At 54.7% G+C, this 19,010-nt stretch carries 21 protein-coding genes; 9 read left to right on the top strand and 12 right to left on the bottom strand.

What is annotated here, in order from left to right; all coding sequences use genetic code 11:
* Together ACWB12_RS15300 and ACWB12_RS15295 are read right to left on the bottom strand one after the other, a co-directional pair.
* Positions 1-127 (bottom strand): GTP-binding protein (locus tag ACWB12_RS15300; protein WP_479530165.1); only part of this gene is annotated, 127 nt, incomplete at its 3' end.
* A 174-nt stretch (positions 128-301) separates the two neighbouring features.
* A complete protein-coding gene (locus tag ACWB12_RS15295; RefSeq protein WP_479530960.1) occupies positions 302-895 on the bottom strand; it encodes a hypothetical protein in 594 nt (197 codons plus the stop codon).
* A 120-nt stretch (positions 896-1,015) separates the two neighbouring features.
* Here ACWB12_RS15295 and ACWB12_RS15290 point away from each other — a divergent pair, with 120 nt between their 5' ends.
* A complete protein-coding gene (locus tag ACWB12_RS15290; protein WP_479530959.1) occupies positions 1,016-2,374 on the top strand; it encodes a cytochrome P450 in 1,359 nt (452 codons plus the stop codon).
* 89 nt (positions 2,375-2,463) lie between these two features.
* On the opposite strand, the gene ACWB12_RS15285 is transcribed toward ACWB12_RS15290, so the two are convergent.
* Positions 2,464-2,946, bottom strand: a complete 483-nt coding sequence (locus ACWB12_RS15285) for a hypothetical protein (RefSeq protein ID WP_479530958.1) — start codon at positions 2,944-2,946, stop codon at positions 2,464-2,466.
* Between the two features lie 219 nt (positions 2,947-3,165).
* Entirely contained in the window at positions 3,166-5,484 is a 2,319-nt protein-coding gene (locus tag ACWB12_RS15280) for a DNA topoisomerase IV subunit A (protein WP_479530957.1), read from the bottom strand.
* A 131-nt stretch (positions 5,485-5,615) separates the two neighbouring features.
* Here ACWB12_RS15280 and ACWB12_RS15275 point away from each other — a divergent pair, with 131 nt between their 5' ends.
* From ACWB12_RS15275 to ACWB12_RS15250, 6 genes are all read left to right on the top strand, one after another.
* The gene (locus ACWB12_RS15275; protein ID WP_479530956.1) at positions 5,616-6,071 is read left to right on the top strand and encodes an SH3 domain-containing protein; all 456 of its coding nucleotides are present in this window, start codon (positions 5,616-5,618) and stop codon (positions 6,069-6,071) included.
* A gap of 124 nt (positions 6,072-6,195) precedes the next feature.
* The gene (locus tag ACWB12_RS15270) at positions 6,196-7,029 is read left to right on the top strand and encodes an SDR family NAD(P)-dependent oxidoreductase (protein WP_479530955.1); all 834 of its coding nucleotides are present in this window, start codon (positions 6,196-6,198) and stop codon (positions 7,027-7,029) included.
* 21 nt (positions 7,030-7,050) lie between these two features.
* Complete coding sequence (locus ACWB12_RS15265; protein ID WP_479530954.1) at positions 7,051-7,257, top strand: twin transmembrane helix small protein; 207 nt, start codon at positions 7,051-7,053, stop codon at positions 7,255-7,257.
* Positions 7,258-7,260: 3 nt separating this feature from the next.
* On the top strand, positions 7,261-7,833 hold the full coding sequence (locus ACWB12_RS15260; RefSeq protein WP_479530953.1) for a cob(I)yrinic acid a,c-diamide adenosyltransferase: 573 nt from the start codon (positions 7,261-7,263) through the stop codon (positions 7,831-7,833).
* 133 nt (positions 7,834-7,966) lie between these two features.
* Positions 7,967-8,725 carry an electron transfer flavoprotein subunit beta/FixA family protein gene (locus ACWB12_RS15255; protein ID WP_479530952.1) on the top strand — a complete coding sequence of 253 codons (759 nt, stop codon included), beginning with the start codon at positions 7,967-7,969 and terminating at the stop codon, positions 8,723-8,725.
* On the top strand, positions 8,725-9,651 hold the full coding sequence (locus ACWB12_RS15250; protein WP_479530951.1) for an electron transfer flavoprotein subunit alpha/FixB family protein: 927 nt from the start codon (positions 8,725-8,727) through the stop codon (positions 9,649-9,651). Before ACWB12_RS15255 ends, ACWB12_RS15250 begins: the two co-directional genes overlap by 1 nt.
* Before the next feature lie 97 nt (positions 9,652-9,748).
* Here ACWB12_RS15250 and ACWB12_RS15245 read toward each other — a convergent pair whose 3' ends face one another.
* Positions 9,749-10,576 (bottom strand): DUF6473 family protein, encoded by an 828-nt coding sequence (locus ACWB12_RS15245; RefSeq protein WP_479530950.1) that lies wholly within the window; start codon positions 10,574-10,576, stop codon positions 9,749-9,751.
* A gap of 162 nt (positions 10,577-10,738) precedes the next feature.
* On the opposite strand from ACWB12_RS15245, the gene ACWB12_RS15240 reads away from it, so the two are divergent.
* Positions 10,739-11,614 (top strand): 3-hydroxybutyryl-CoA dehydrogenase, encoded by an 876-nt coding sequence (locus ACWB12_RS15240; protein WP_479530949.1) that lies wholly within the window; start codon positions 10,739-10,741, stop codon positions 11,612-11,614.
* On the opposite strand, the gene ACWB12_RS15235 is transcribed toward ACWB12_RS15240, so the two are convergent.
* Genes ACWB12_RS15235 through ACWB12_RS15205 form a run of 7 tightly spaced genes read right to left on the bottom strand, consistent with a single transcriptional unit; the run spans position 11,611 to position 17,045 of the window.
* A complete protein-coding gene (locus tag ACWB12_RS15235) occupies positions 11,611-12,498 on the bottom strand; it encodes a lysophospholipid acyltransferase family protein (protein WP_479530948.1) in 888 nt (295 codons plus the stop codon). The genes ACWB12_RS15240 and ACWB12_RS15235 overlap by 4 nt on opposite strands.
* Before the next feature lie 36 nt (positions 12,499-12,534).
* A complete protein-coding gene (locus ACWB12_RS15230; protein ID WP_479530947.1) occupies positions 12,535-12,786 on the bottom strand; it encodes an HPr family phosphocarrier protein in 252 nt (83 codons plus the stop codon).
* 27 nt (positions 12,787-12,813) lie between these two features.
* Positions 12,814-13,206 (bottom strand): PTS sugar transporter subunit IIA, encoded by a 393-nt coding sequence (locus ACWB12_RS15225; RefSeq protein ID WP_479530946.1) that lies wholly within the window; start codon positions 13,204-13,206, stop codon positions 12,814-12,816.
* Positions 13,203-14,129, bottom strand: coding sequence for an RNase adapter RapZ (gene rapZ / locus ACWB12_RS15220; protein ID WP_479530945.1), 927 nt, complete (start codon positions 14,127-14,129; stop codon positions 13,203-13,205). The genes ACWB12_RS15225 and rapZ overlap by 4 nt, the downstream gene beginning before the upstream one ends.
* Positions 14,130-14,597, bottom strand: coding sequence for an HPr kinase/phosphorylase (locus ACWB12_RS15215; protein ID WP_479530944.1), 468 nt, complete (start codon positions 14,595-14,597; stop codon positions 14,130-14,132). It lies immediately after the preceding gene.
* Between the two features lie 13 nt (positions 14,598-14,610).
* On the bottom strand, positions 14,611-16,347 hold the full coding sequence (locus tag ACWB12_RS15210; RefSeq protein WP_479530943.1) for a sensor N-terminal transmembrane domain-containing protein: 1,737 nt from the start codon (positions 16,345-16,347) through the stop codon (positions 14,611-14,613).
* Entirely contained in the window at positions 16,344-17,045 is a 702-nt protein-coding gene (locus tag ACWB12_RS15205) for a response regulator transcription factor (RefSeq protein WP_479530942.1), read from the bottom strand. The genes ACWB12_RS15210 and ACWB12_RS15205 overlap by 4 nt, the downstream gene beginning before the upstream one ends.
* Positions 17,046-17,377: 332 nt before the next feature.
* Here ACWB12_RS15205 and ACWB12_RS15200 point away from each other — a divergent pair, with 332 nt between their 5' ends.
* Complete coding sequence (locus tag ACWB12_RS15200; protein ID WP_479530941.1) at positions 17,378-18,976, top strand: phosphoenolpyruvate carboxykinase; 1,599 nt, start codon at positions 17,378-17,380, stop codon at positions 18,974-18,976.
* The last annotated feature ends 34 nt before the right edge of the window (positions 18,977-19,010 follow it).

Here is a 19,010-nt window from a genome sequence, read left to right as displayed (position 1 = left end):
CATAGCCTTTGAAATCGCCAAAATATTTGGTGATCGCAGCCGTCAGTGTCGTCTTACCGTGGTCAACGTGGCCGATTGTGCCGATGTTAACGTGCGGCTTATTACGTTCAAACTTTTCCTTAGCCATTTGTCAGGCGCCTCATCATTAGGGGGCCAAGTAGGCCCAGTTCATATAAAGCGGGGATTTATTGAGTTTACGACACAAAATCAAGTGCCTGATTGAAGAGGCAGGATAACCCTGCCCCGTAGTGTTTCACGGCAACAAATATCCGCGCGACGCCATCAAATCAGGCTTGTTGTGTCAGTTATCTTCACGATTTACCGGCGTGGCTTTGGGCTCTAGTGGCGGCATGCCGAACCATTCAGGGTTTTCCAGCAAGTATTTGTGAATGATCCTTGCGGCATTCCGCGACAGGTTTTGCATCTGCACAGCCTTGGAATTCACCAGCCCCGACCCTATTATAAACGTGCTTTTCTCGGACCGTTCAAACACTGTCAGTTGCTTTGGTTCCTCGGTCAGTTTTTGCCCCGTCGCATCATCCCAAACATTAACGCTGATAATCAGCACTGATTTGGGGGTCGCAACCAGCGGCACACCGGGAATGGCCAGAACATAGGCATCAACATGGGTGCCAATGTGGAAATATTTGTCGCCTTCATACCGGCCAAGGCGCGCATCGATTGCTGTTTTCAGGGCAGCCTCCCAATCATCCGGATCAGCCTTGCGCGATAGAGGACCAGCCTGTGCGGCATCTGCAACGATGATATTATGCCCCAACAGAAAATTTCCCATCGGCACAGGTGGTTGCGACAGATCCTCGACACCGCCACAGGCAGCTAGAAACCCCAGCGTACAGATCAAAACAATCACACGGATGACAGAAAAAAACGACATTAACAGATTCCCCTAATGGCAGTTCTTTCGAGATACAGCAGCACCGCCCATTGCGCAATCCTTCCGGAATTGCCAATCCCGCGCACCTATCTATACTCGGGCATAACAGGAAGTAGAGTGATGCCGATCCGGACCCAAACCATTCCCGTCAAAGTTCCACTGGTGACCGAACCGTGGGGGATTTTCCGCTCGCTTGCGACAGCGCGGCGCAACGTGCTGGAGATTTTGCCCGATATCGCCACCCGCCAGCCGATTGTGTCGGGCAAAACCGGCAAGCGCTGGCATATGGTGATGGACCCAGGTGCGTTGCGCCATATTCTAAAGGACGGGTTGCGAAATTATCCCAAATCCGACGTCACCAAAAACATCCTGCGCCCCGCGATTGGTGACAGCCTGTTTATTGCCGAAGGGGCACATTGGCACTGGCAACGCCGCGCCGCCGCGCCTGCCTTTTCATGGCGCAATATCAGTAACCTTGGCCCAGTGATGAGCCTTGCTGCCGATCACGTCACAGACCGGTTAATGGCTGCACAAGGGGGCGCTGTCGATCTGTTTGACGAAATGACGGCCACCACATTCGAGGTGATTTCCGATGTGACCTTTTCTGGCGATGAGGGATTTGACCGCGCTGCAATCCACAAGGCCATCGACAGCTACATTGACCAGACCGCCAAGATTTCATTGCTCGACATTCTGGGCGTTCCGTCATGGGTGCCACGCCCGTCGCGTCTGATGTCCTCGGGCGCGTTAAAGCAGATGAAACGCGTCGCAGATCAGGCGATCGAGAACCGCGTAGGCGCTGATGTAAATGATGTGCCTGACCTGCTGGACCTGTTGCTATCGGGCGAAGACCCCGAAACAAAACGCCGGATGAACACGGCAGAATTGCGTGACAACCTGCTGACGTTCATCGTTGCGGGGCACGAAACCACCGCGCTGACGCTGGCGTGGGCGCTGTATCTTTGCGCCTTTGACCAAGGCGTGCAGACCCGCGCACGGAATGAGGCGACAGCGGTTTTGAACGGGCGCACCGCCACCGCCGGTGATCTGGACGCGCTGCCCTATGTTCGTCAGGTCGTTGACGAAACCCTGCGCCTTTACCCGCCCGCTGCAATGCTGTCGCGCACAGCCCAAGCGCCGGACACCCTCTGCGACCGTGAAATCCGCGCGCGCGATACCGTGATGCTGCCAATCTATGCGCTGCACCGCAACCACCTGTTGTGGGAAAATCCCGACGCGTTTGATCCTGACCGTTTTGCCAAATCGAACAAAATTGATCCATTTGCATATCTGCCCTTTGGCGCGGGGCCGCGGGTGTGCATTGGGTCTGGCTTTGCCATTCAGGAAGCGGTGATTATCCTTGCGACCTTGCTATCACGGTTCCGGTTTGCGCCGGTTGCGGGGCGCGATCCGAAACCGGTGATGATCCTGACATTGCGTCCCGAAGGCGGGGTTTGGTTGAAGGCTGGACCGATTTGAAATGCGCAACGGTGTCGTTCGGAATGCTCTAAACATCGAATGTCGGGGATGCAGAATTTCCGATCATGGGGTTTGAAAATCGCAATATCCTAGATTCTACCAAATATCCGGCCCAATATGCCTTTTGGTTTAGTTTGACCCTTTAACAGTTCTGCGAGGCGAACTGAAGCAATGCAAATCGTTGCATCTGCGATGTCCTCTGGGGATTCACCTGCCTCTAACATATCTTGGATAACGTCGGCAACAGAGCCTCGGGGCAACAAAGCTTGCAACTCCTCATGTGTCACTTTTTTCTCTTGAAAAGAACGATATAAATCCTTGTAGATCGCCATCTCTGGCAGCTCTAGATCCGTATCGGCATCAAGAGCTACAATCTTGGTTATGCTGGGTTTTTTAGATATCTGAACCATAACTTCGAGAGCCGCATCGCAAAGGAGATCAGCCGCCAATGCCAATCGTATATCGGACGTCTCGAAATCGGCTTCGTCTAGCTCACAATCGATTAAGGAACGAAGTTCGGTATCACTAATATGAGATGTAGCGGCAACGGTTAGTTCTTGGCTGGTGATCATGACTAATTTCCGCTCATTGATAATGAAACATCATATTACATTTTGATTGAAAAAATCTATTGAATTTCACCTCTGGCGAGAAAGAACTCACAAGGTGTTTCCAACATCTGCTTTAGTAGGCGTAAGCTCATTGACGACCTTAGCTGCACTACCCACCTATAACCGCTATTCATTTCAAAACTGGTTCAACATCAAGACAAGCACATCTGACGTTTCACACTAGGTAAATTTGTTATCTCTCGGGAACCCGCGCGGCGCCATCCGGCCAGCACTAGCCCGTTTGCCGGTCCATTCCGCCAGCTCGGTCTCGGTTCGGGTGCGCCCCGCCGGATCAAGCCAGCTTAGCCCCTCGGCCAGAACAAAGGTCGTCGCATCCGACAGCCCGCCGTCCTTATACTTCTGCAATCGCACGCCTTTGCCACGGCCCATTTCGGGCAACTCGGCAATCGGGAATACCAGAACCTTGCGGTTTTCACCAACGCAAGCGATGTGATCCCCCGCAACCGCACGACACACATGCGCCCGTGTATCACCGCGTACATTCAGCACCTGTTTACCGGTGCGGGTCTGGGCCAGCACGTCATCCTCGGTCACCACAAACCCGTCACCAGCGGTTGAGGCCACCAGCAGTTTGCGGCCTGCTTTGTGGATAAACAGATCAATGATTTCGGCTTCATTCGGTAGATCAACCATCAGGCGCAAAGGTTCGCCCATACCGCGCCCACCCGGCAGGTTGGCGGCGGACAGGGTGTAAAACCGTCCGTTGCTGCCAAACACCAGCAAACGATCCGTGGTTTCGGCGTGGAACATAAACCGCGCCTCGTCGCCGTCCTTGAATTTCAATTCACGCTCCAGATCAACATGGCCTGACATGGCCCTGATCCAGCCCATTTTGGAACAAACCACGGTGATCGGCTCGCGGTCAATCATCGCTTCAATCGGCACCTCTTCGACTTCGCCCGCCTCGGCAAACAGGGTGCGCCGCGCACCGCCCTCATAGTCTTTACCGAATTTCTTGCGGGTTTCGCGCAGCTGTTCAGAAATCCGCGCCCATTGCAGATCCTCGCTTTCCAACAAATCCTCAAGTGCTGCCCGCTCGATCATCAACTCATCGCGCTCACGAACCAGTTCAATTTCCTCAAGTCGACGCAAAGATCGCAGGCGCATGTTCAGGATCGCATCAACCTGCACTTCGGATAGCGATGGCTCTTCATCCTCGCCAACCGGCCCGCGCGCGTCAAACGGCGAAACGTAATCCGACTCATCCGTGGCCCGCGCACGGGGCCTCGCCCAAACCTCATACATCAAGGCGCGTTTGGGGTCGTCATCATAGCGGATAATATCAATCACCCGATCCAGATTAAGGAAGGCGATGATAAACCCTTCCAGCACTTCCAGACGGTGATCAATCTTATCCAAACGGTGCTGGCTACGACGCTGCAAAACATCGCGGCGATGATCCAGAAAGGCGCGCAGCACTTCTTTCAGGCTGCAAACTTTGGGCGTCAAACCGTCGATCAGCACGTTCATGTTCATGCTGAAGCGCACTTCAAGGTCCGAGGTGCGAAACAGCATGCCCATCAACACATCGGGGTCGACGTTTTTGCTACGCGGCTCCAACACCAGCCGGATATCCTCGGCGCTCTCGTCGCGCACATCTGCCAAAATCGGCAATTTTTTCAACTGAATTAGCTCGGCCAGCTTTTCAATCAGTTTGGATTTCTGCACCTGATAGGGGATTTCGGTGACCACGATCTGCCACTGACCACGGCCCAGATCCTCGACAAAGTAATTGCTACGAAGGCGGAACGCACCGCGCCCCGTGCGATACGCCTCAAGGATATTCTCGCGTGGCTCGACAATCGTGCCACCAGTGGGAAAATCGGGGCCGGGGATGTAATCCAGCAGGGTTTCATCCCGCACATTGGGCGCTTTGATCATATGCAAACAGGCGTTGCACAATTCCTCGATGTTATGCGGCGGGATGTTGGTGGCCATGCCAACCGCAATGCCGGTGGAGCCATTGGCCAACAGGTTTGGAAATGACGCTGGCAACACCACAGGTTCTGTCAAGGTGCCGTCGTAATTCTCACGGTAATCAACGGCGTTCTCGGCCAAACCTTCCAGCAATGCCTCGGCGGCTGCCGTCATTCGCGCCTCGGTATACCGCGCCGCAGCGGGGTTATCCCCGTCGATATTGCCGAAATTCCCCTGCCCGTCGACCAGCGGGTAACGCACGTTGAAATCCTGCGCCAATCGCGCCATCGCGTCATAAATCGCCGCGTCCCCATGCGGGTGATAGTTACCCATCACATCGCCGGAAATTTTGGCTGATTTGCGGAAACCACCAGCTGATGCCAGCTTCAACTCACGCATCGCATATAAAATTCGCCGATGCACAGGTTTCAGCCCGTCACGCGCATCGGGCAGCGCACGGTGCATGATGGTGGACAGCGCATAGGTCAGATACCGGTCCCCCAGCGCACGGCGCAAAGGTTCGGTAATTTCGCCTGCAATTCTTTTATCTTCTGAACTCATGTCGCCCGTGATACCCGCGCCACACGTGTAGGACAAGAAACAAAGGTAACTTTACGTGGGGGTATTTTATCATATAAAAGGTGATTCAATATAACGAGTTCGGGGCGCTGCCAGCCCTGTGGGGTGAAAAAATGTTTAAGCTAACTTTGTTCCTTGGCGGGTCGATTATGGCTGCAATGGCGTTTGCGCCGGAGTTGGACGAGCCTGTGTTCACCGAGATGGTCGCCAAAGACGCGCCCGTGGTTAAGCCTGCGCCCGAAGCCACGCGCACCGCATTGATCGGCCCCGTCGAAGTTGCAGCCCCGGTTGTGGTCAGCACACCGGAACCTGTTGCGGTTGCCGTCGTTTCCGCCCCCGAACCGGCACCAGAGCCTGAGCGCATCATCTGGTTCGTCACCGGATCGCGCGTAAATGTGCGTGGGGGGCCGTCGACCAATTACGAGGTATTGGGCAAAGTGGTTTATGGCGAAGCTGCCGAAATCGTCTCGGACCCCGATGCGGACTGGGTGAAAATCAGGATCGAGGGTGACGGCGTTGAAGGTTTCATTATGAAACGCTTTATGACGGATGTTGACCCACTGGGGTAAACCCCGAAACCCAACTTCAAAAAACTTTGCGGATATCGCTTTATCAGGCTTGTTTTCCTGATTGATTTGCGATTCTGAATAGAACTACTATTCCGGAATAGTAGTTCTATTAAAAGGCGCTGTAATGACACCAAAATCCATCCTGATCACAGGCTGCTCATCGGGCATCGGTTATGACGCGGCGCATACGTTGCAAAACCGTGGCTGGCGGGTGTTCGCAACCTGCCGTCAGGAAAAAGATTGCGAACGCCTTCGGGGCGAAGGTCTTGAAAGCTTCACGCTTGATTACGCCGATGAGGCCTCGATCAAATCCGCTGTGGCCGAAGTGCTGGACCGCACTGGCGGCACATTGGATGCGCTATATAACAATGGTGCTTACGCCATTCCCGGTGCCGTCGAAGACCTACCGCGCGACGCTATGCGCGCCATTTACGAGGTGAATGTATTTGGCTACCACGACCTGACCAACCAGATTATTCCTGTAATGCGCAAGCAAGGGCATGGCCGGATCATCAACTGCTCGTCCGTGTTGGGGCTAGCCGCGTTGCGGTTTCGTGGTGCATATGTTTCGACCAAATTCGCGCTTGAGGGTTTGACCGATGTATTGCGTCTTGAAATGCATGACCAACCGATTGACGTGATCCTGATCGAGCCCGGCCCGATCACCACCAAAATCCGCGTCAATGCCCAGCCCCATTTTGAAAAATGGATAGATTGGGAAAACTCGCCCCTGCACAAACTCTATGAGCACGGCCTGCGTCCTCGCCTTTATGACGAAAGCGGTGAGCCAGATAAATTCGAGCTGCCCGCATCAGCCGTCACCAAAAAACTGATCCACGCGCTGGAATCAAAACGCCCGAAACCGCGCTACTATGTCACCGTGCCAACCTATCTGTCGGGCATTCTGCGTCGTGTTCTGTCGACACGCGCCTTTGACTGGATCTTGCTCAAAGGCTAAACAGGCCCAAAGGAAACGCTCATGTTTAACGACCCTCTCTTTTTGATTCTCGGCGCGGCCGTTCTGGTTGTGGTGTTCATTCTGGCGCTTGGCATCGGCGGATTTGCCAAAGGTGGCGATTTCAATCGCAAGCACGGGAACCGCTTGATGCGCTACCGGATTTATGCCCAAGCCATCGCCGTTATCTTGCTGATGATCTTTTTGTATTTCCGCAGTTCAGGAGGGTAAATCATGGTTGTCCTGAACAAAATCTACACCAAAACCGGCGACGCAGGCGAAACAGCATTGGGCAATGGCACCCGCGTTTCCAAAACCTCGCCGCGCGTATCTGCCTATGGCACGGTGGATGAAACCAACGCCACCGTTGGCCTTGCCCGCCTGCACGCAAGCGGCGACATGGATACCCAACTGGCCGCGATCCAGAACGATCTGTTTGATCTGGGGGCCGACCTGTGCCGTCCCGAAATGGACAAAGACGCCGACGCAGAATACCCGCCCTTGCGCCTTACCGATACCCAAGTCACACGGCTCGAGGATGAAATCGACGCGATGAACGCCAACCTTGCCACTCTACATTCCTTCATCCTACCCGGTGGCAGCGCACTTGCCGCCCATTTGCATCTATGCCGCACGGTTTCGCGCCGCGCCGAGCGGTTGGCGGTGGAGCTGGCGGGGGTTGAAGCGGTCAATCCGGATGCGATTAAATACCTGAACCGGCTGTCGGATTGGTTCTTTGTGGCCAGTCGTGTTGCCAACGAAAACGGAGCCAAGGATGTGCTCTGGGTGCCCGGTGCAAACCGCTAAAATGTGAAACGCGGCGTCGCCGTGCCACTTCATGTCGATTTTACTCTATTTTCCTGCGCCTCTGTCGGATAACAAACCAATGAGAGCTTGAGAGAATCCCCTGTAATCAGGGAAATTTAGGAGAGATACGCAGATGAAGGTGCTAGTACCCGTCAAACGCGTGATCGACTACAACGTGAAGGTTCGCGTCAAAGCGGACGGCACGGGTGTTGATCTCGCCAATGTCAAAATGTCGATGAACCCCTTTGATGAAATCGCTGTCGAGCAGGCAATCCGCCTGCGCGAAGCCGGAACCGTCGAAGAAGTTGTGGTCGTTTCCATCGGCGTCAAGCAATCGCAAGAAACCTTGCGGACTGCGCTGGCAATGGGTGCTGACCGCGCTATTCTGGTGGTCGCTGCCGAAGACGTGCACCAAGACGTCGAACCATTGGCCGTTGCCAAAATCCTCAAAGCGATTGTGGATGAAGAAGCCCCCGGACTGGTTCTGGCTGGCAAGCAGGCCATTGATAATGACATGAACGCCACTGGCCAAATGTTGTCGGCATTGCTGGGCTGGTCCCAAGGCACCTTTGCCTCCGAGCTGGAAATCGATGGCGACCACGCCACCGTGACCCGCGAAGTGGACGGCGGTTTGCAAACCATCAAGGTGAAAATGCCAACCATCATCACCGTTGATCTGCGCCTGAACGAGCCGCGCTATGCATCACTGCCAAACATCATGAAAGCCAAGAAAAAGCCGCTGGATGAAAAAACCGCTGCCGATTACGGCGTCGATGTCACCCCGCGCCTGACCGTTGTGAAAACCGGCGAGCCGGATACACGCGCTGCAGGTGTGAAAGTTGCCGATGTCGCCGAACTTGTTGCGAAGCTCAAAGAAGCGGGGGCACTCTGATGGCTGTTCTTTTACTTGCCGAAGTCGTTAACGGCGAATTGTCCGTTGATGCAACTTCCAAAACCCTGACCGCCGCCAAAATGATGGGCGATGTCACCATCCTGTGCGCAAGCGCTGGCTGTTCCGGCGCTGCCGATGCAGCGGCAAAACTGGACGGTGTGGCCAAGGTGCTCTGCGCCGATGACGCGGCTTACGGCCATGATCTGGCCGAACCAGTTGCCGATCTGATTGTGTCGCTGGCTGGCGATTATGACCACATCGTAGCCCCCGCCACGGCAGCGGCAAAAAACGTGATGCCACGGGTTGCGGCAATGCTCGACGTGATGGTGATTTCGGATATTTCCGCCGTGGTTGATGGTGATACATTCGAGCGCCCGATCTATGCGGGTAACGCCATTCAGACGGTGAAATCCACTGATGGCAAAAAAGTGGTTACAATCCGAACCACCACGTTTGATGCGTCCACTGATGGCGGATCGGCCTCGGTCGACAAAATCGCAACCGTTGCCAACGCGGGTCTGTCCGAATGGGTTGAAGATAAAGTCGCCGAAAGCGACCGTCCCGAACTGACCTCGGCTGGCGTCGTGGTTTCCGGTGGTCGTGGCGTCGGATCAGAAGACGACTTTGCCCTGATCGAGAAACTGGCCGACAAACTGGGCGCTGCTGTTGGCGCGTCCCGTGCGGCGGTTGATTCCGGTTATGCACCGAATGATTGGCAAGTTGGTCAAACCGGCAAAGTGGTTGCGCCTGATCTGTATATCGCGGTCGGGATTTCCGGTGCGATCCAGCATTTGGCCGGTATGAAAGACAGCAAAATCATTGTTGCAATCAACAAAGACGAAGAAGCACCAATTTTTCAGGTTGCCGATTACGGCCTTGTCGCTGATTTGTTCGATGCGGTTCCGGCCCTGATCGACGCACTGTAAATCACCCATACAGAATGTAAAAAGGCCCGCCATTACAGCGGGCCTTTTTCTTTAAAGCGGCTCCAGTTTATATCGATACAAGAAACTGAAAAACGCTCTAGATCAGACGCCTTAGCGGCTCTATTAAAGCCTGCGCAACCTCTTCATGTGCCGTCAGCCCCATCAGCTCATTCGCGGCCGGTTCTTCCATCGGAGAATACAACATCCCTTTGGTCCCCTCGGCCAATGCCGCTGCACTTGGCACCACCTCGACCACCTCTGTCACGATCGGACGAATTGCCTCGATCATCGCGCGATCAACGAACAATGGGTCACGCCCCAACCCGTCCGATAATGACGGATCATCCGGGGCGCGGTCCGCAAACCAGAGCAGAATGGTCTTGCCCTCGATTTTGTCCAACAGCAGTTTCATCCGCGCAACCCACGCTTCTTTCAACTCGTCGCGCACAATATTGAAACGCTCTTCCGATACCGCTTGCAACGTGGACAAAAGATGCTTGGTAAAACTGAAGTCGGTAAAATCCACCTCGCGGAATACAGTTTTCATCAGGGTCGATGCCCGCAAGAACCGGTCATTTCGGCGCGGATGCACCGCGTAAAACCGGTTCGACATATTTTGCGCCCCAACCACCTGCACCACCGTCGCCCGCGCCTTAGCGCAAGCCTCAATCACCACTGGCTCGCTGGAGAACACATCAACGCCTGCGTTCACACAGCCAAAGTTGACGCATTCCACCCCCATTTCATCGCTGACCAGCGCTGGAAACGGTTTTCCAATAAACTTACCATAGGTTTCTGTGCCACCAATCATCGCCACATATTCCCCCGCCATTTTTTTGCGCGGTCCACGAAACAGCAGCTTGGATTTCCCGTAACGACACGGGAAATAGTCAAGGGCACCTTGCCCCAGGTTTTCATAGGTCATTCCACCCACCTCTCTCTTTTCGATTCACCCAGGAACAGATTCGCTGAAAGATGTTTCCAAATGGCTAAACAGATAATTTGAGACGAGTTATTCCAGTGATGGCCCCTTGCGCATGTTCTGTTTCACACCGTAATGTCGACCCAAATAGGTTTGAGGTTTACTATGGAAATTCAGAAAATCGGTATTGTTGGTGCCGGACAAATGGGCAATGGCATTGCGCATGTCTGTGCTTTAGCGGGCTATGACATCTTGATGACGGATATGTCACAGGATGCACTGGACAGTGCCACGGCCTTAATCGGCAAGAACCTTGAACGCCAAGTCAGCCGTGAAAAGATTTCCAAAGACGACATGGCGCAAGCGCTTGGCCGGATCAAAACCACATTAAAATTGCCTGATCTTGGCCAAACCGATCTGGTGATCGAGGCGGCGACCGAACGCGAGGCCATCAAAACCGCCATTTTCGAGGATCTGATCCCGCATTTGAAACCGGATACGATCCTGACCTCGAACACCTCTTCCATTTCGATCACTCGCCTTGCATCACGCACAGACCGACCCGAAAAATTCATGGGGTTCCACTTTATGAACCCCGTTCCGGTGATGCAGCTGGTTGAACTGATCCGTGGTATCGCCACCGACGAGGGAACCTTTGCTGCATGCCACAAAGTGGTTGATCGCCTAGGTAAAACCGCCGCCACCGCCGAGGATTTCCCCGGTTTTATCGTCAATCGCATCCTGATGCCGATGATCAACGAGGCGGTTTACACACTATACGAGGGCGTCGGATCGGTTCAATCCATCGACGTTTCGCTGCGCCTTGGCGCGAACCACCCGATGGGGCCGCTGGAGCTGGCGGATTTTATTGGTCTGGATACCTGCCTTGCGATCATGAACGTCCTGCACGACGGGCTGGCCGATACTAAATACCGACCCTGCCCGCTGCTGACCAAATATGTCGAGGCCGGTTGGCTGGGCCGTAAATCAGGCCGTGGGTTTTACGACTATCGCGGTGATAAACCGGTGCCGACCCGTTAGGGTTTTAACGCCAGCGTTTTCTCGCGCAGCCATGCCATAAATCCACGCGGATTGTTGGACCATTCGTCCATTTCATCCGGCTGGATCGACGCACCAACAATTGGCGCTTGCGGCTTTTTCAACGAATGTTTGACTTCGTGCAGCAGCAATCCCTGTCGAAGCGTCGCCGAAATACGGTTGGCAATCAGATAGGTGCGTGAATTACGGCCTGGGAAAAAGATAGGCACCACGGTTGCACCTGATCGCTGGATCATCTTGGCGGTAAAGGGGTTCCACTCCGCCTCAATCGCGGGACCAAACATGGTTTTGGATGATGCCACAACGCCGGCCGGAAACAGCACAATCACGCCACCATCCTTTAGGTGTGCCATCGCCTCTTTACGCATGTTGATATTCAGGCGCTGCGAATTTTCCTCATGCGGGAAAGCGACAGGCAGCATAAAGGTTTCAATCTCGGGAATGCCGGTCAACAGGCTGCGGGTCAGTATCTTGTAATCCGTGCGCACCTTACCGATCAATTCAGCCAGAACCAGCCCATCAACCAGACCATGTGGATGGTTCGCCACCACAATCATCGGCCCCGTCGCCGGTATTTTCGCAATCTGCGCGGCCGGTGTCAGCACATCAATCTGCATCAATGACAGGCATCTGGTGAAAAAGGCCTGTCCGCTGACCACACCTTCACGTTCAAACTGGCGGATCAGGCGCAACAACGGGATTTTGCCGGTCAACCATTCCATCACCCGAATAACGCCGACCTTGAACGGGTTGGTGAATGTATTGGCATAAGACAGCTTTTGCTTTTTGTACGGCACATAGTCAGGATCAACGCCTGTTGCCGCCGCATTTAGCGATTGGTCAGCGTCTTTTGATTGATCCACCAATGATTATCCAGTCAAACTTGGGCACCGCAGCACCGCTTAGAATTTCTCGCCGAAACGATCAGCTACCAGCACCTCGAGCGCCATCGCCAGCTTTTCCGCCTCGGGGCCGCTGGTTTCAACCTCAATAGAGGTTCCTTTCGAAGCTGCCAACATCAAAAGTCCCATAATAGAATCCCCCGATGCCGTCATCCCGTCCTTGGACACTTCGGCGCTTGCGTCATGTTCCTCGACCACTTCAACCAACTTCGCCGAAGCCCGTGCATGCAAGCCTTTATCGTTAATGATCATTAATATCCGCCGGTCACCCATCAGTCTCTATCCATTTGTTCCATCAATACAATCAATATATTTGCGCCCTGCAATAAGGGCTGCTGACACCGCTTCGTCAAATGGTTTTTGCCGTGATTTTACCAGCTTCACCAGCATCGGCAGATTTGCGCCATACATAATTTTCCGGTCTTTTTTGCTGCAGGCACCCAGCGACAGGTTCGACGGCGACCCACCATACATATCGGTCACGACAACAACGCCATCGCCGGTATCAACCTCGTCAGCGGCGGCGCGAATTTCGGCCTGTTTGCCCACGCGGTCACAATCGTTTTCGATTGCGATAGTGCGAATCCCCGTCTGTTTGCCGACAACATGTTCGACAGCGGACAGATATTCTCTGGCCAATCCCCCGTGTCCGACAATCACAATGCCGATCACATCACATCACCCCGTTTTTCTGCAGAGCCCGTAAGCCCCCTTCGTTCCATTTCCCTATGCCGAATAGACACCTGCCATCCGTCCTGTGCAAGCGTATTCACCAGTTTTTCCGTAACGGCAACTGACCGGTGTTGCCCGCCAGTGCAGCCAAACCCGATTGAAAAATGCGCTTTGCCCTCGTCGATATAAGCTGGCAACAGCATCTCGACCAACTCTACAATCTTGTTGAAAAAAGGTGCAAATCGCGGATCGGTTGTGATGTAGTCGGCGACTGGCGCATCGCGGCCATCAAATTTGCGCAGCTTTTCTTCCCAATAGGGGTTCTTCAAAAACCGGCAATCGAAAATCATATCCACCCCGCGTGGCACCCCGCGCTTATAGGAAAACGAATGCACCGATATGGCCAGACGCTGGCCTGTCTCAGGGGCGAACCAGCGCTCCACCTCGGTGCGCAAATCATGGGGTGCCAGATCGGATGTGTCCAGCAACACATCAGCCCGCGCACGGATGGGCCCCAGCAAATCCATCTCGCGTTCGATCCCTTGTATTGGTGATTCAGCGGGGGCCAGCGGGTGGCGGCGGCGGGTTTCGGAATAGCGGCGCACCAGAACATCTACGCTGCAATCCAGATATAACAGCTCGACCTTGATGCCGTTCATTCGGGACAAGGTATCGATCATCTCGATCAGGGACGAGGTGCTGAAATCGCGGTTTCGCACATCGATCCCCAATGCCAGCGGATGGCCAAGCGGCGGACCGTCCAGCAAGCGGGGCAGCAGGGTCAGCGGCAGGTTGTCGATCGCCTCATAGCCGACATCCTCAAGCACATTGATTGCAGTCGACCGACCCGCACCGGACGGGCCGGTCACCAGCACGACGCGCTGTTCCTTGATTTTCGATGTTTTATCCGTACCAGCCACCATCTATGCGTTCCGTCCGCCCTTTAGGTATTGAAAAATCGCTGCCGCAAAATGCGCCGCCTTAACGTTGTGCAGCAAGGGCAGCGTTTGGCCAAGTAAAATATAGGTGCGCATTGGCGGCAGGCGGTCGGTCTCGATCTGATTCAGGTCGACAATCAGCCGGATATGCCCAACCGTACGCGGGGCGGCCACAAGCACCCCGACACCGCGCGCCTCGATCAATCCTTTGATCGTTTCAGGGGCACTGGCAAGCAACCCGTCGCCCCCCCTCCGGACGTTTGTCCGGTCGTCAGAAACCAGATCGGCCCCAAGCGCCATCAGTTGCAAGGCAAGGGACGATTTTCCCACGCCAGACGCGCCCAGTATCAGCACGGCAGACCTATCAAGTGCCACACAAGAAGCATGTAATACACATGCCTTACCGCCCGCGCCTGTATCATCATTGAAAGGGGGATGGGCCGGATCAGTCATATAGAATGCTTTGCTAGATTGGCAGACCGACGACAAACCGCGCGCCCAGCGGCTCGGACGTGACATCCATATCGGTCGGGCGAATGTTTTCAGCCCAGATCACCCCGCCATGCGCCTCGACGATCTGTTTTGAAATCGCAAGCCCAAGGCCCGAGTTATTGCCATAATGTTTTTCGGGGCGTTCGGAATAGAAGCGGTTGAAAATCTTGTGTAGCGCCTGATCAGGAATGCCGGGGCCCGTATCCTCGATCACCACCAATATCCGGTTTTCACGCCGCCGCGCCCAAACGCGTATGGCGTCGCCGTCCTCGCAGAACGAAATCGCATTGGTGATCAGGTTCACAAACACCTGCGCCAACCGCGCCTCCAACCCTTGAATGACAATAGGCTCGGCAGGCAGGTCCGAGATGAATTCAATGCCTTTACTGGCGGCCTCCTGGCCCAGATACTCGTTGATGTTGCCAACGGTCCGCAGCAGATTAAAGCTCTCCTCTTCTTCTTTAACCAGTTCACTGTCCAGCCGCGAAGCGTTTGAAATATCGCTGACCAAACGGTCCAGACGACGCACATCGTGTTCCACCACATCCAGCAATTTACCGCGCTTCTCGTCCTCTTTGACAATGCGCAATGTCCCCACGGCCGACCGTAAGGACGCCAGCGGGTTCTTGATCTCGTGGGCGACGTCGGCGGCAAACTGTTCGTTCGCGTCAATCCGGTCATATAGGGCGGCAACCATGCCACGTAACGCAACAGATAATCGGCCGATTTCATCGGGCCGCCCTGTCAGATCAGGTATGCGGATACGCCCCGGGCTCATCTTGCGGGCATCTTTGTCACGGCCCAGCTCCGCAGCCGCGGCCAGATCGGACAGCGGATTGGCGATGGTCGATGCCAGCACAAGGCTCAGCCCGATCGAAACCAGTATCGCAATCACGAACATCTGCAATACCTGCTCGCGTTCAATGCGCACCAGATAATCGATTTCACCTGCCGCGCTGGTAATCGCAACCACCCCGACCGAAGCACCATTATGAACCACCGGCGTTGCCACCGAAAATACGGTATCGCCAGCCGTGTTATGCCCCGTTTTGATTTGAGCACCGCTAGAAAGTGTGGGCGCCACAAGGGATTTAGCCATATCCGCGATGTCCAATTCCTCGCGGCTAATGTCTTTGGGGGCCAGCAGCCCTGATACAGTTTCCCATATCGAGTTCAGAAAGTCGGTTATCACTGTGCTGCGTGTGTCTCTTTCCAACCCCGAAACAGGTGCCGGTTCTGGGCGAGCCTTGCCGCGCGTTTCGGCAATCAGTATTTCGGAGCGGTCAAAAACAAACACCTCGACACCTTTGGGCAGGTCAAGGTTTTGCAACGTATCCATGACCCCGCCGCTCCCTGCTCCATTGCCTACCGACAAATCCGACGCACCACTCGCAAGTATCTGCGCCTCGAACACATCTGCGATCAGTTCAGCCTCGGCAACCAGTCCGCGTTCCCGCTGGAACACCAGACTGTCACGAAACGGGTTCTGATACAGAACGCCTGCCACCAGAATGACAAGGCCCAACAAATTAAAGGTTATGATTTTACGGGCAAGCGGTGAACGGTTAAGGGATACAAACCCGCGGCGGCTACGCGCTTTTCGCGCCGCCTCCTGCACATGATCGGGTCCATCCCAATCTTCGCCAAGCACAATCTCGGCGTTTTTTGCCGGCTTTGCGTTTTGCACGTCTATCCCCGCTTCGCGTGTCATTCTTCGTTGTATCTATACCCGATACCATACAGGGTCTCAATTGCGGAAAACTCGTCATCAGCGGTGCGCATCTTTTTGCGAAGGCGCTTGATGTGGCTGTCGATGGTGCGATCATCCACATAAACCTGATCGTCATAAGCAACATCCATCAACTGATCGCGGCTTTTTACAAATCCTGGGCGTTGGGCCAATGCTTGCAACAGCAAGAATTCGGTCACCGTCAGCGACACGTCGTTGCCCTTCCAACTGACCGAATGGCGCAGCGGGTCCATCCGCAAATCACCGCGTTCAATCACTTTGGTTTCTTCGGTTTCACCAACTTCGCCGGTTTCAATCGCATCCTGACGACGCAAAAGCGCCCGGATCCGTTCAACCAGCAGACGCTGTGAAAACGGTTTTTTCACATAATCGTCGGCGCCCATACGCAGACCCAGAACCTCGTCAATTTCGTCGTCTTTAGATGTCAGGAAAATGACCGGCATCTGAGATTTCTGGCGCAGGCGCTGCAACAGTTCCATCCCGTCCATGCGCGGCATTTTAATATCCAGCACGGCCATATCGGGCAGGCTTTTGTTAAACCCGTCCAGCGCTGCTTGGCCATCATTGTAAGTTATGACATCAAAGCCTTCTGCCTCGAGTGTCATTGCAACGGACGTCAGGATGTTCCTGTCGTCGTCCACCAGTGCGATTTTCGACATGGGGGGTTCCTTATACTGCTCGGTTTCTGTTCTTTTTTCTTATAATCCCGTTTCTGCCCTTTCAAATCAACACCTAACTGCGAATCACTTGACTTGCCCGCCTACATTCCAGTCGAAAATAGGTAACCAATGGCTAATATGTCTCACAAATGGCCCACTCCTTGCCAAACAAAATGCTTTTGGTTGCGCTAACTGTGCCAAACCGCCCTGTTTTTCCAATTCCACCTCATGTTATGACCCCGTTATCGGCGTCTCGCTGATCGGCGCACAGCCAAGTTTTGCACCGAAATCACATCGCAATGGCCGCCAATAGCGGTGACAGGAGCTTGCACATGACGACAGGACGGGTAAACCCCGCCGCGCGACTGGACGATCAAGGTATCACCGGTCTGGGCAATGTATATTATAACCTTCTGGAACCTGACCTGATGGAGCAGGCTGTGCTGCGCTCTGAAGGGCGCATTGGCAATGGCGGCACCTTTTTGGTCAGCACGGGCCAATACACTGGTCGGTCCCCCAAGGATAAATTCGTGGTGCGCACCCCGTCGGTTGAAGACAACATCTGGTGGGAAAACAACCAGCCGATGACACCGCAAGCGTTTGACCAACTGCATGCCGATATGCTGGACCACATGAAGGGGCGCGACTATTTCGTGCAGGACCTGATTGGTGGTGCGGATGCGGGCAACCACTTGGATGTGCGTATCATCACCGAATTTGCGTGGCACAGCCTGTTTTCCCGCACCATGCTACGGCGCCCAGACCGCGCTGAACTGGACACATTCAAGGCCGAATTCACCGTGATCAACTGCCCCAGCTTCAAGGCCGATCCAGCCCGCCACGGCTGTCGCACCGACACCGTGATCGCGCTGAATTTCGATCAAAAGCTGATCCTGATCACCAACACCGAATATGCGGGCGAGATCAAGAAATCAGTGTTTTCCACCCTGAACTACATCTTGCCCGGTCGCGGCATCATGGCGATGCACTGTTCGGCCAACCACGCCATCGGTAACCCTGTTGATACTGCCATTTTCTTTGGCTTGTCCGGCACTGGCAAAACCACCCTTTCGGCTGATCCGTCCCGCACTCTGATTGGAGATGACGAACACGGCTGGTCCGACAACGGCACCTTCAACTTCGAGGGCGGCTGTTACGCAAAAACCATCAACCTGTCGCAAGAGGCCGAGCCGGAAATCTACGCCACTACGACCAAGTTCGCGACCGTTATCGAGAACATGGTCTACGACGAAGAAACCCGCGAGCTGGATTTCGAGGATGACAGCCTGACCGCCAACATGCGCTGTGCCTATCCGCTGCACTATATCTCGAACGCATCCGAAACCGCCATCGGCGGGCACCCGAAAAACATCATTATGCTGACCTGTGACGCATTTGGTGTGCTGCCCCCGATTGCCCGCCTGACACCGGCCCAAGCGATGTATCACTTCCTGTCCGGCTTTACCTCAAAGGTCGCTGGCACCGAACGCGGCATCACCGAACCGGAACCAACCTTCAGCACCTGTTTCGGCGCCCCCTTCATGCCGCGTCGCCCCGAAGTTTACGGCAACCTGCTGCGCGAAAAAATCGCCACGCACGGGTCCACCTGCTGGCTGGTCAATACCGGCTGGACCGGTGGCGCATATGGCACCGGCAAACGGATGCCGATCAAGGCCACACGCGGGTTGCTGACAGCGGCGCTTGATGGCTCGTTGGCAAACGGCGAATTCCGCAAAGACCCCAACTTTGGTTTTGACGTACCCGTTTCGGTGCATGGCGTGGACAACGCCCTGCTGGACCCGCGCGGCACATGGACCGACCCTGCGGCCTATGACGCGCAGGCGCAAAAACTGGTACAAATGTTTGCCGACAACTTTGGCCAGTATCAGGCCTATATCGACGACGATGTAAAAGCCGTGGCGATTGGGTGATAACACCTTTGGCAAAGATCATCAGGCGGCTAAC

It is taken from the genome of Profundibacter sp., from assembly GCF_056498605.1.
The sequence above is the reverse complement of the archived record's forward strand: the minus strand, read 5'-3'. Positions and strand labels throughout refer to the sequence as shown.

What these genes read in the sequence shown, in the direction of transcription:
- ACWB12_RS15250 (WP_479530951.1), top strand. Translation starts at nt 8,725, where the DNA reads ATGGCTGTTCTTTTACTTGCCGAAGTCGTTAACGGCGAATTGTCCGTT.
- ACWB12_RS15210 (WP_479530943.1), bottom strand. Translation starts at nt 16,347, where the DNA reads ATGACACGCGAAGCGGGGATAGACGTGCAAAACGCAAAGCCGGCAAAA.
- ACWB12_RS15270 (WP_479530955.1), top strand. Translation starts at nt 6,196, where the DNA reads ATGACACCAAAATCCATCCTGATCACAGGCTGCTCATCGGGCATCGGT.
- ACWB12_RS15215 (WP_479530944.1), bottom strand. Translation starts at nt 14,597, where the DNA reads ATGACTGATCCGGCCCATCCCCCTTTCAATGATGATACAGGCGCGGGC.
- ACWB12_RS15205 (WP_479530942.1), bottom strand. Translation starts at nt 17,045, where the DNA reads ATGTCGAAAATCGCACTGGTGGACGACGACAGGAACATCCTGACGTCC.
- ACWB12_RS15285 (WP_479530958.1), bottom strand. Translation starts at nt 2,946, where the DNA reads ATGATCACCAGCCAAGAACTAACCGTTGCCGCTACATCTCATATTAGT.
- ACWB12_RS15240 (WP_479530949.1), top strand. Translation starts at nt 10,739, where the DNA reads ATGGAAATTCAGAAAATCGGTATTGTTGGTGCCGGACAAATGGGCAAT.
- ACWB12_RS15265 (WP_479530954.1), top strand. Translation starts at nt 7,051, where the DNA reads ATGTTTAACGACCCTCTCTTTTTGATTCTCGGCGCGGCCGTTCTGGTT.
- ACWB12_RS15245 (WP_479530950.1), bottom strand. Translation starts at nt 10,576, where the DNA reads ATGACCTATGAAAACCTGGGGCAAGGTGCCCTTGACTATTTCCCGTGT.
- ACWB12_RS15200 (WP_479530941.1), top strand. Translation starts at nt 17,378, where the DNA reads ATGACGACAGGACGGGTAAACCCCGCCGCGCGACTGGACGATCAAGGT.
- ACWB12_RS15290 (WP_479530959.1), top strand. Translation starts at nt 1,016, where the DNA reads ATGCCGATCCGGACCCAAACCATTCCCGTCAAAGTTCCACTGGTGACC.
- ACWB12_RS15275 (WP_479530956.1), top strand. Translation starts at nt 5,616, where the DNA reads ATGTTTAAGCTAACTTTGTTCCTTGGCGGGTCGATTATGGCTGCAATG.
- ACWB12_RS15230 (WP_479530947.1), bottom strand. Translation starts at nt 12,786, where the DNA reads ATGATCATTAACGATAAAGGCTTGCATGCACGGGCTTCGGCGAAGTTG.
- ACWB12_RS15280 (WP_479530957.1), bottom strand. Translation starts at nt 5,484, where the DNA reads ATGAGTTCAGAAGATAAAAGAATTGCAGGCGAAATTACCGAACCTTTG.
- ACWB12_RS15255 (WP_479530952.1), top strand. Translation starts at nt 7,967, where the DNA reads ATGAAGGTGCTAGTACCCGTCAAACGCGTGATCGACTACAACGTGAAG.
- rapZ (WP_479530945.1), bottom strand. Translation starts at nt 14,129, where the DNA reads ATGGTGGCTGGTACGGATAAAACATCGAAAATCAAGGAACAGCGCGTC.
- ACWB12_RS15260 (WP_479530953.1), top strand. Translation starts at nt 7,261, where the DNA reads ATGGTTGTCCTGAACAAAATCTACACCAAAACCGGCGACGCAGGCGAA.
- ACWB12_RS15295 (WP_479530960.1), bottom strand. Translation starts at nt 895, where the DNA reads ATGTCGTTTTTTTCTGTCATCCGTGTGATTGTTTTGATCTGTACGCTG.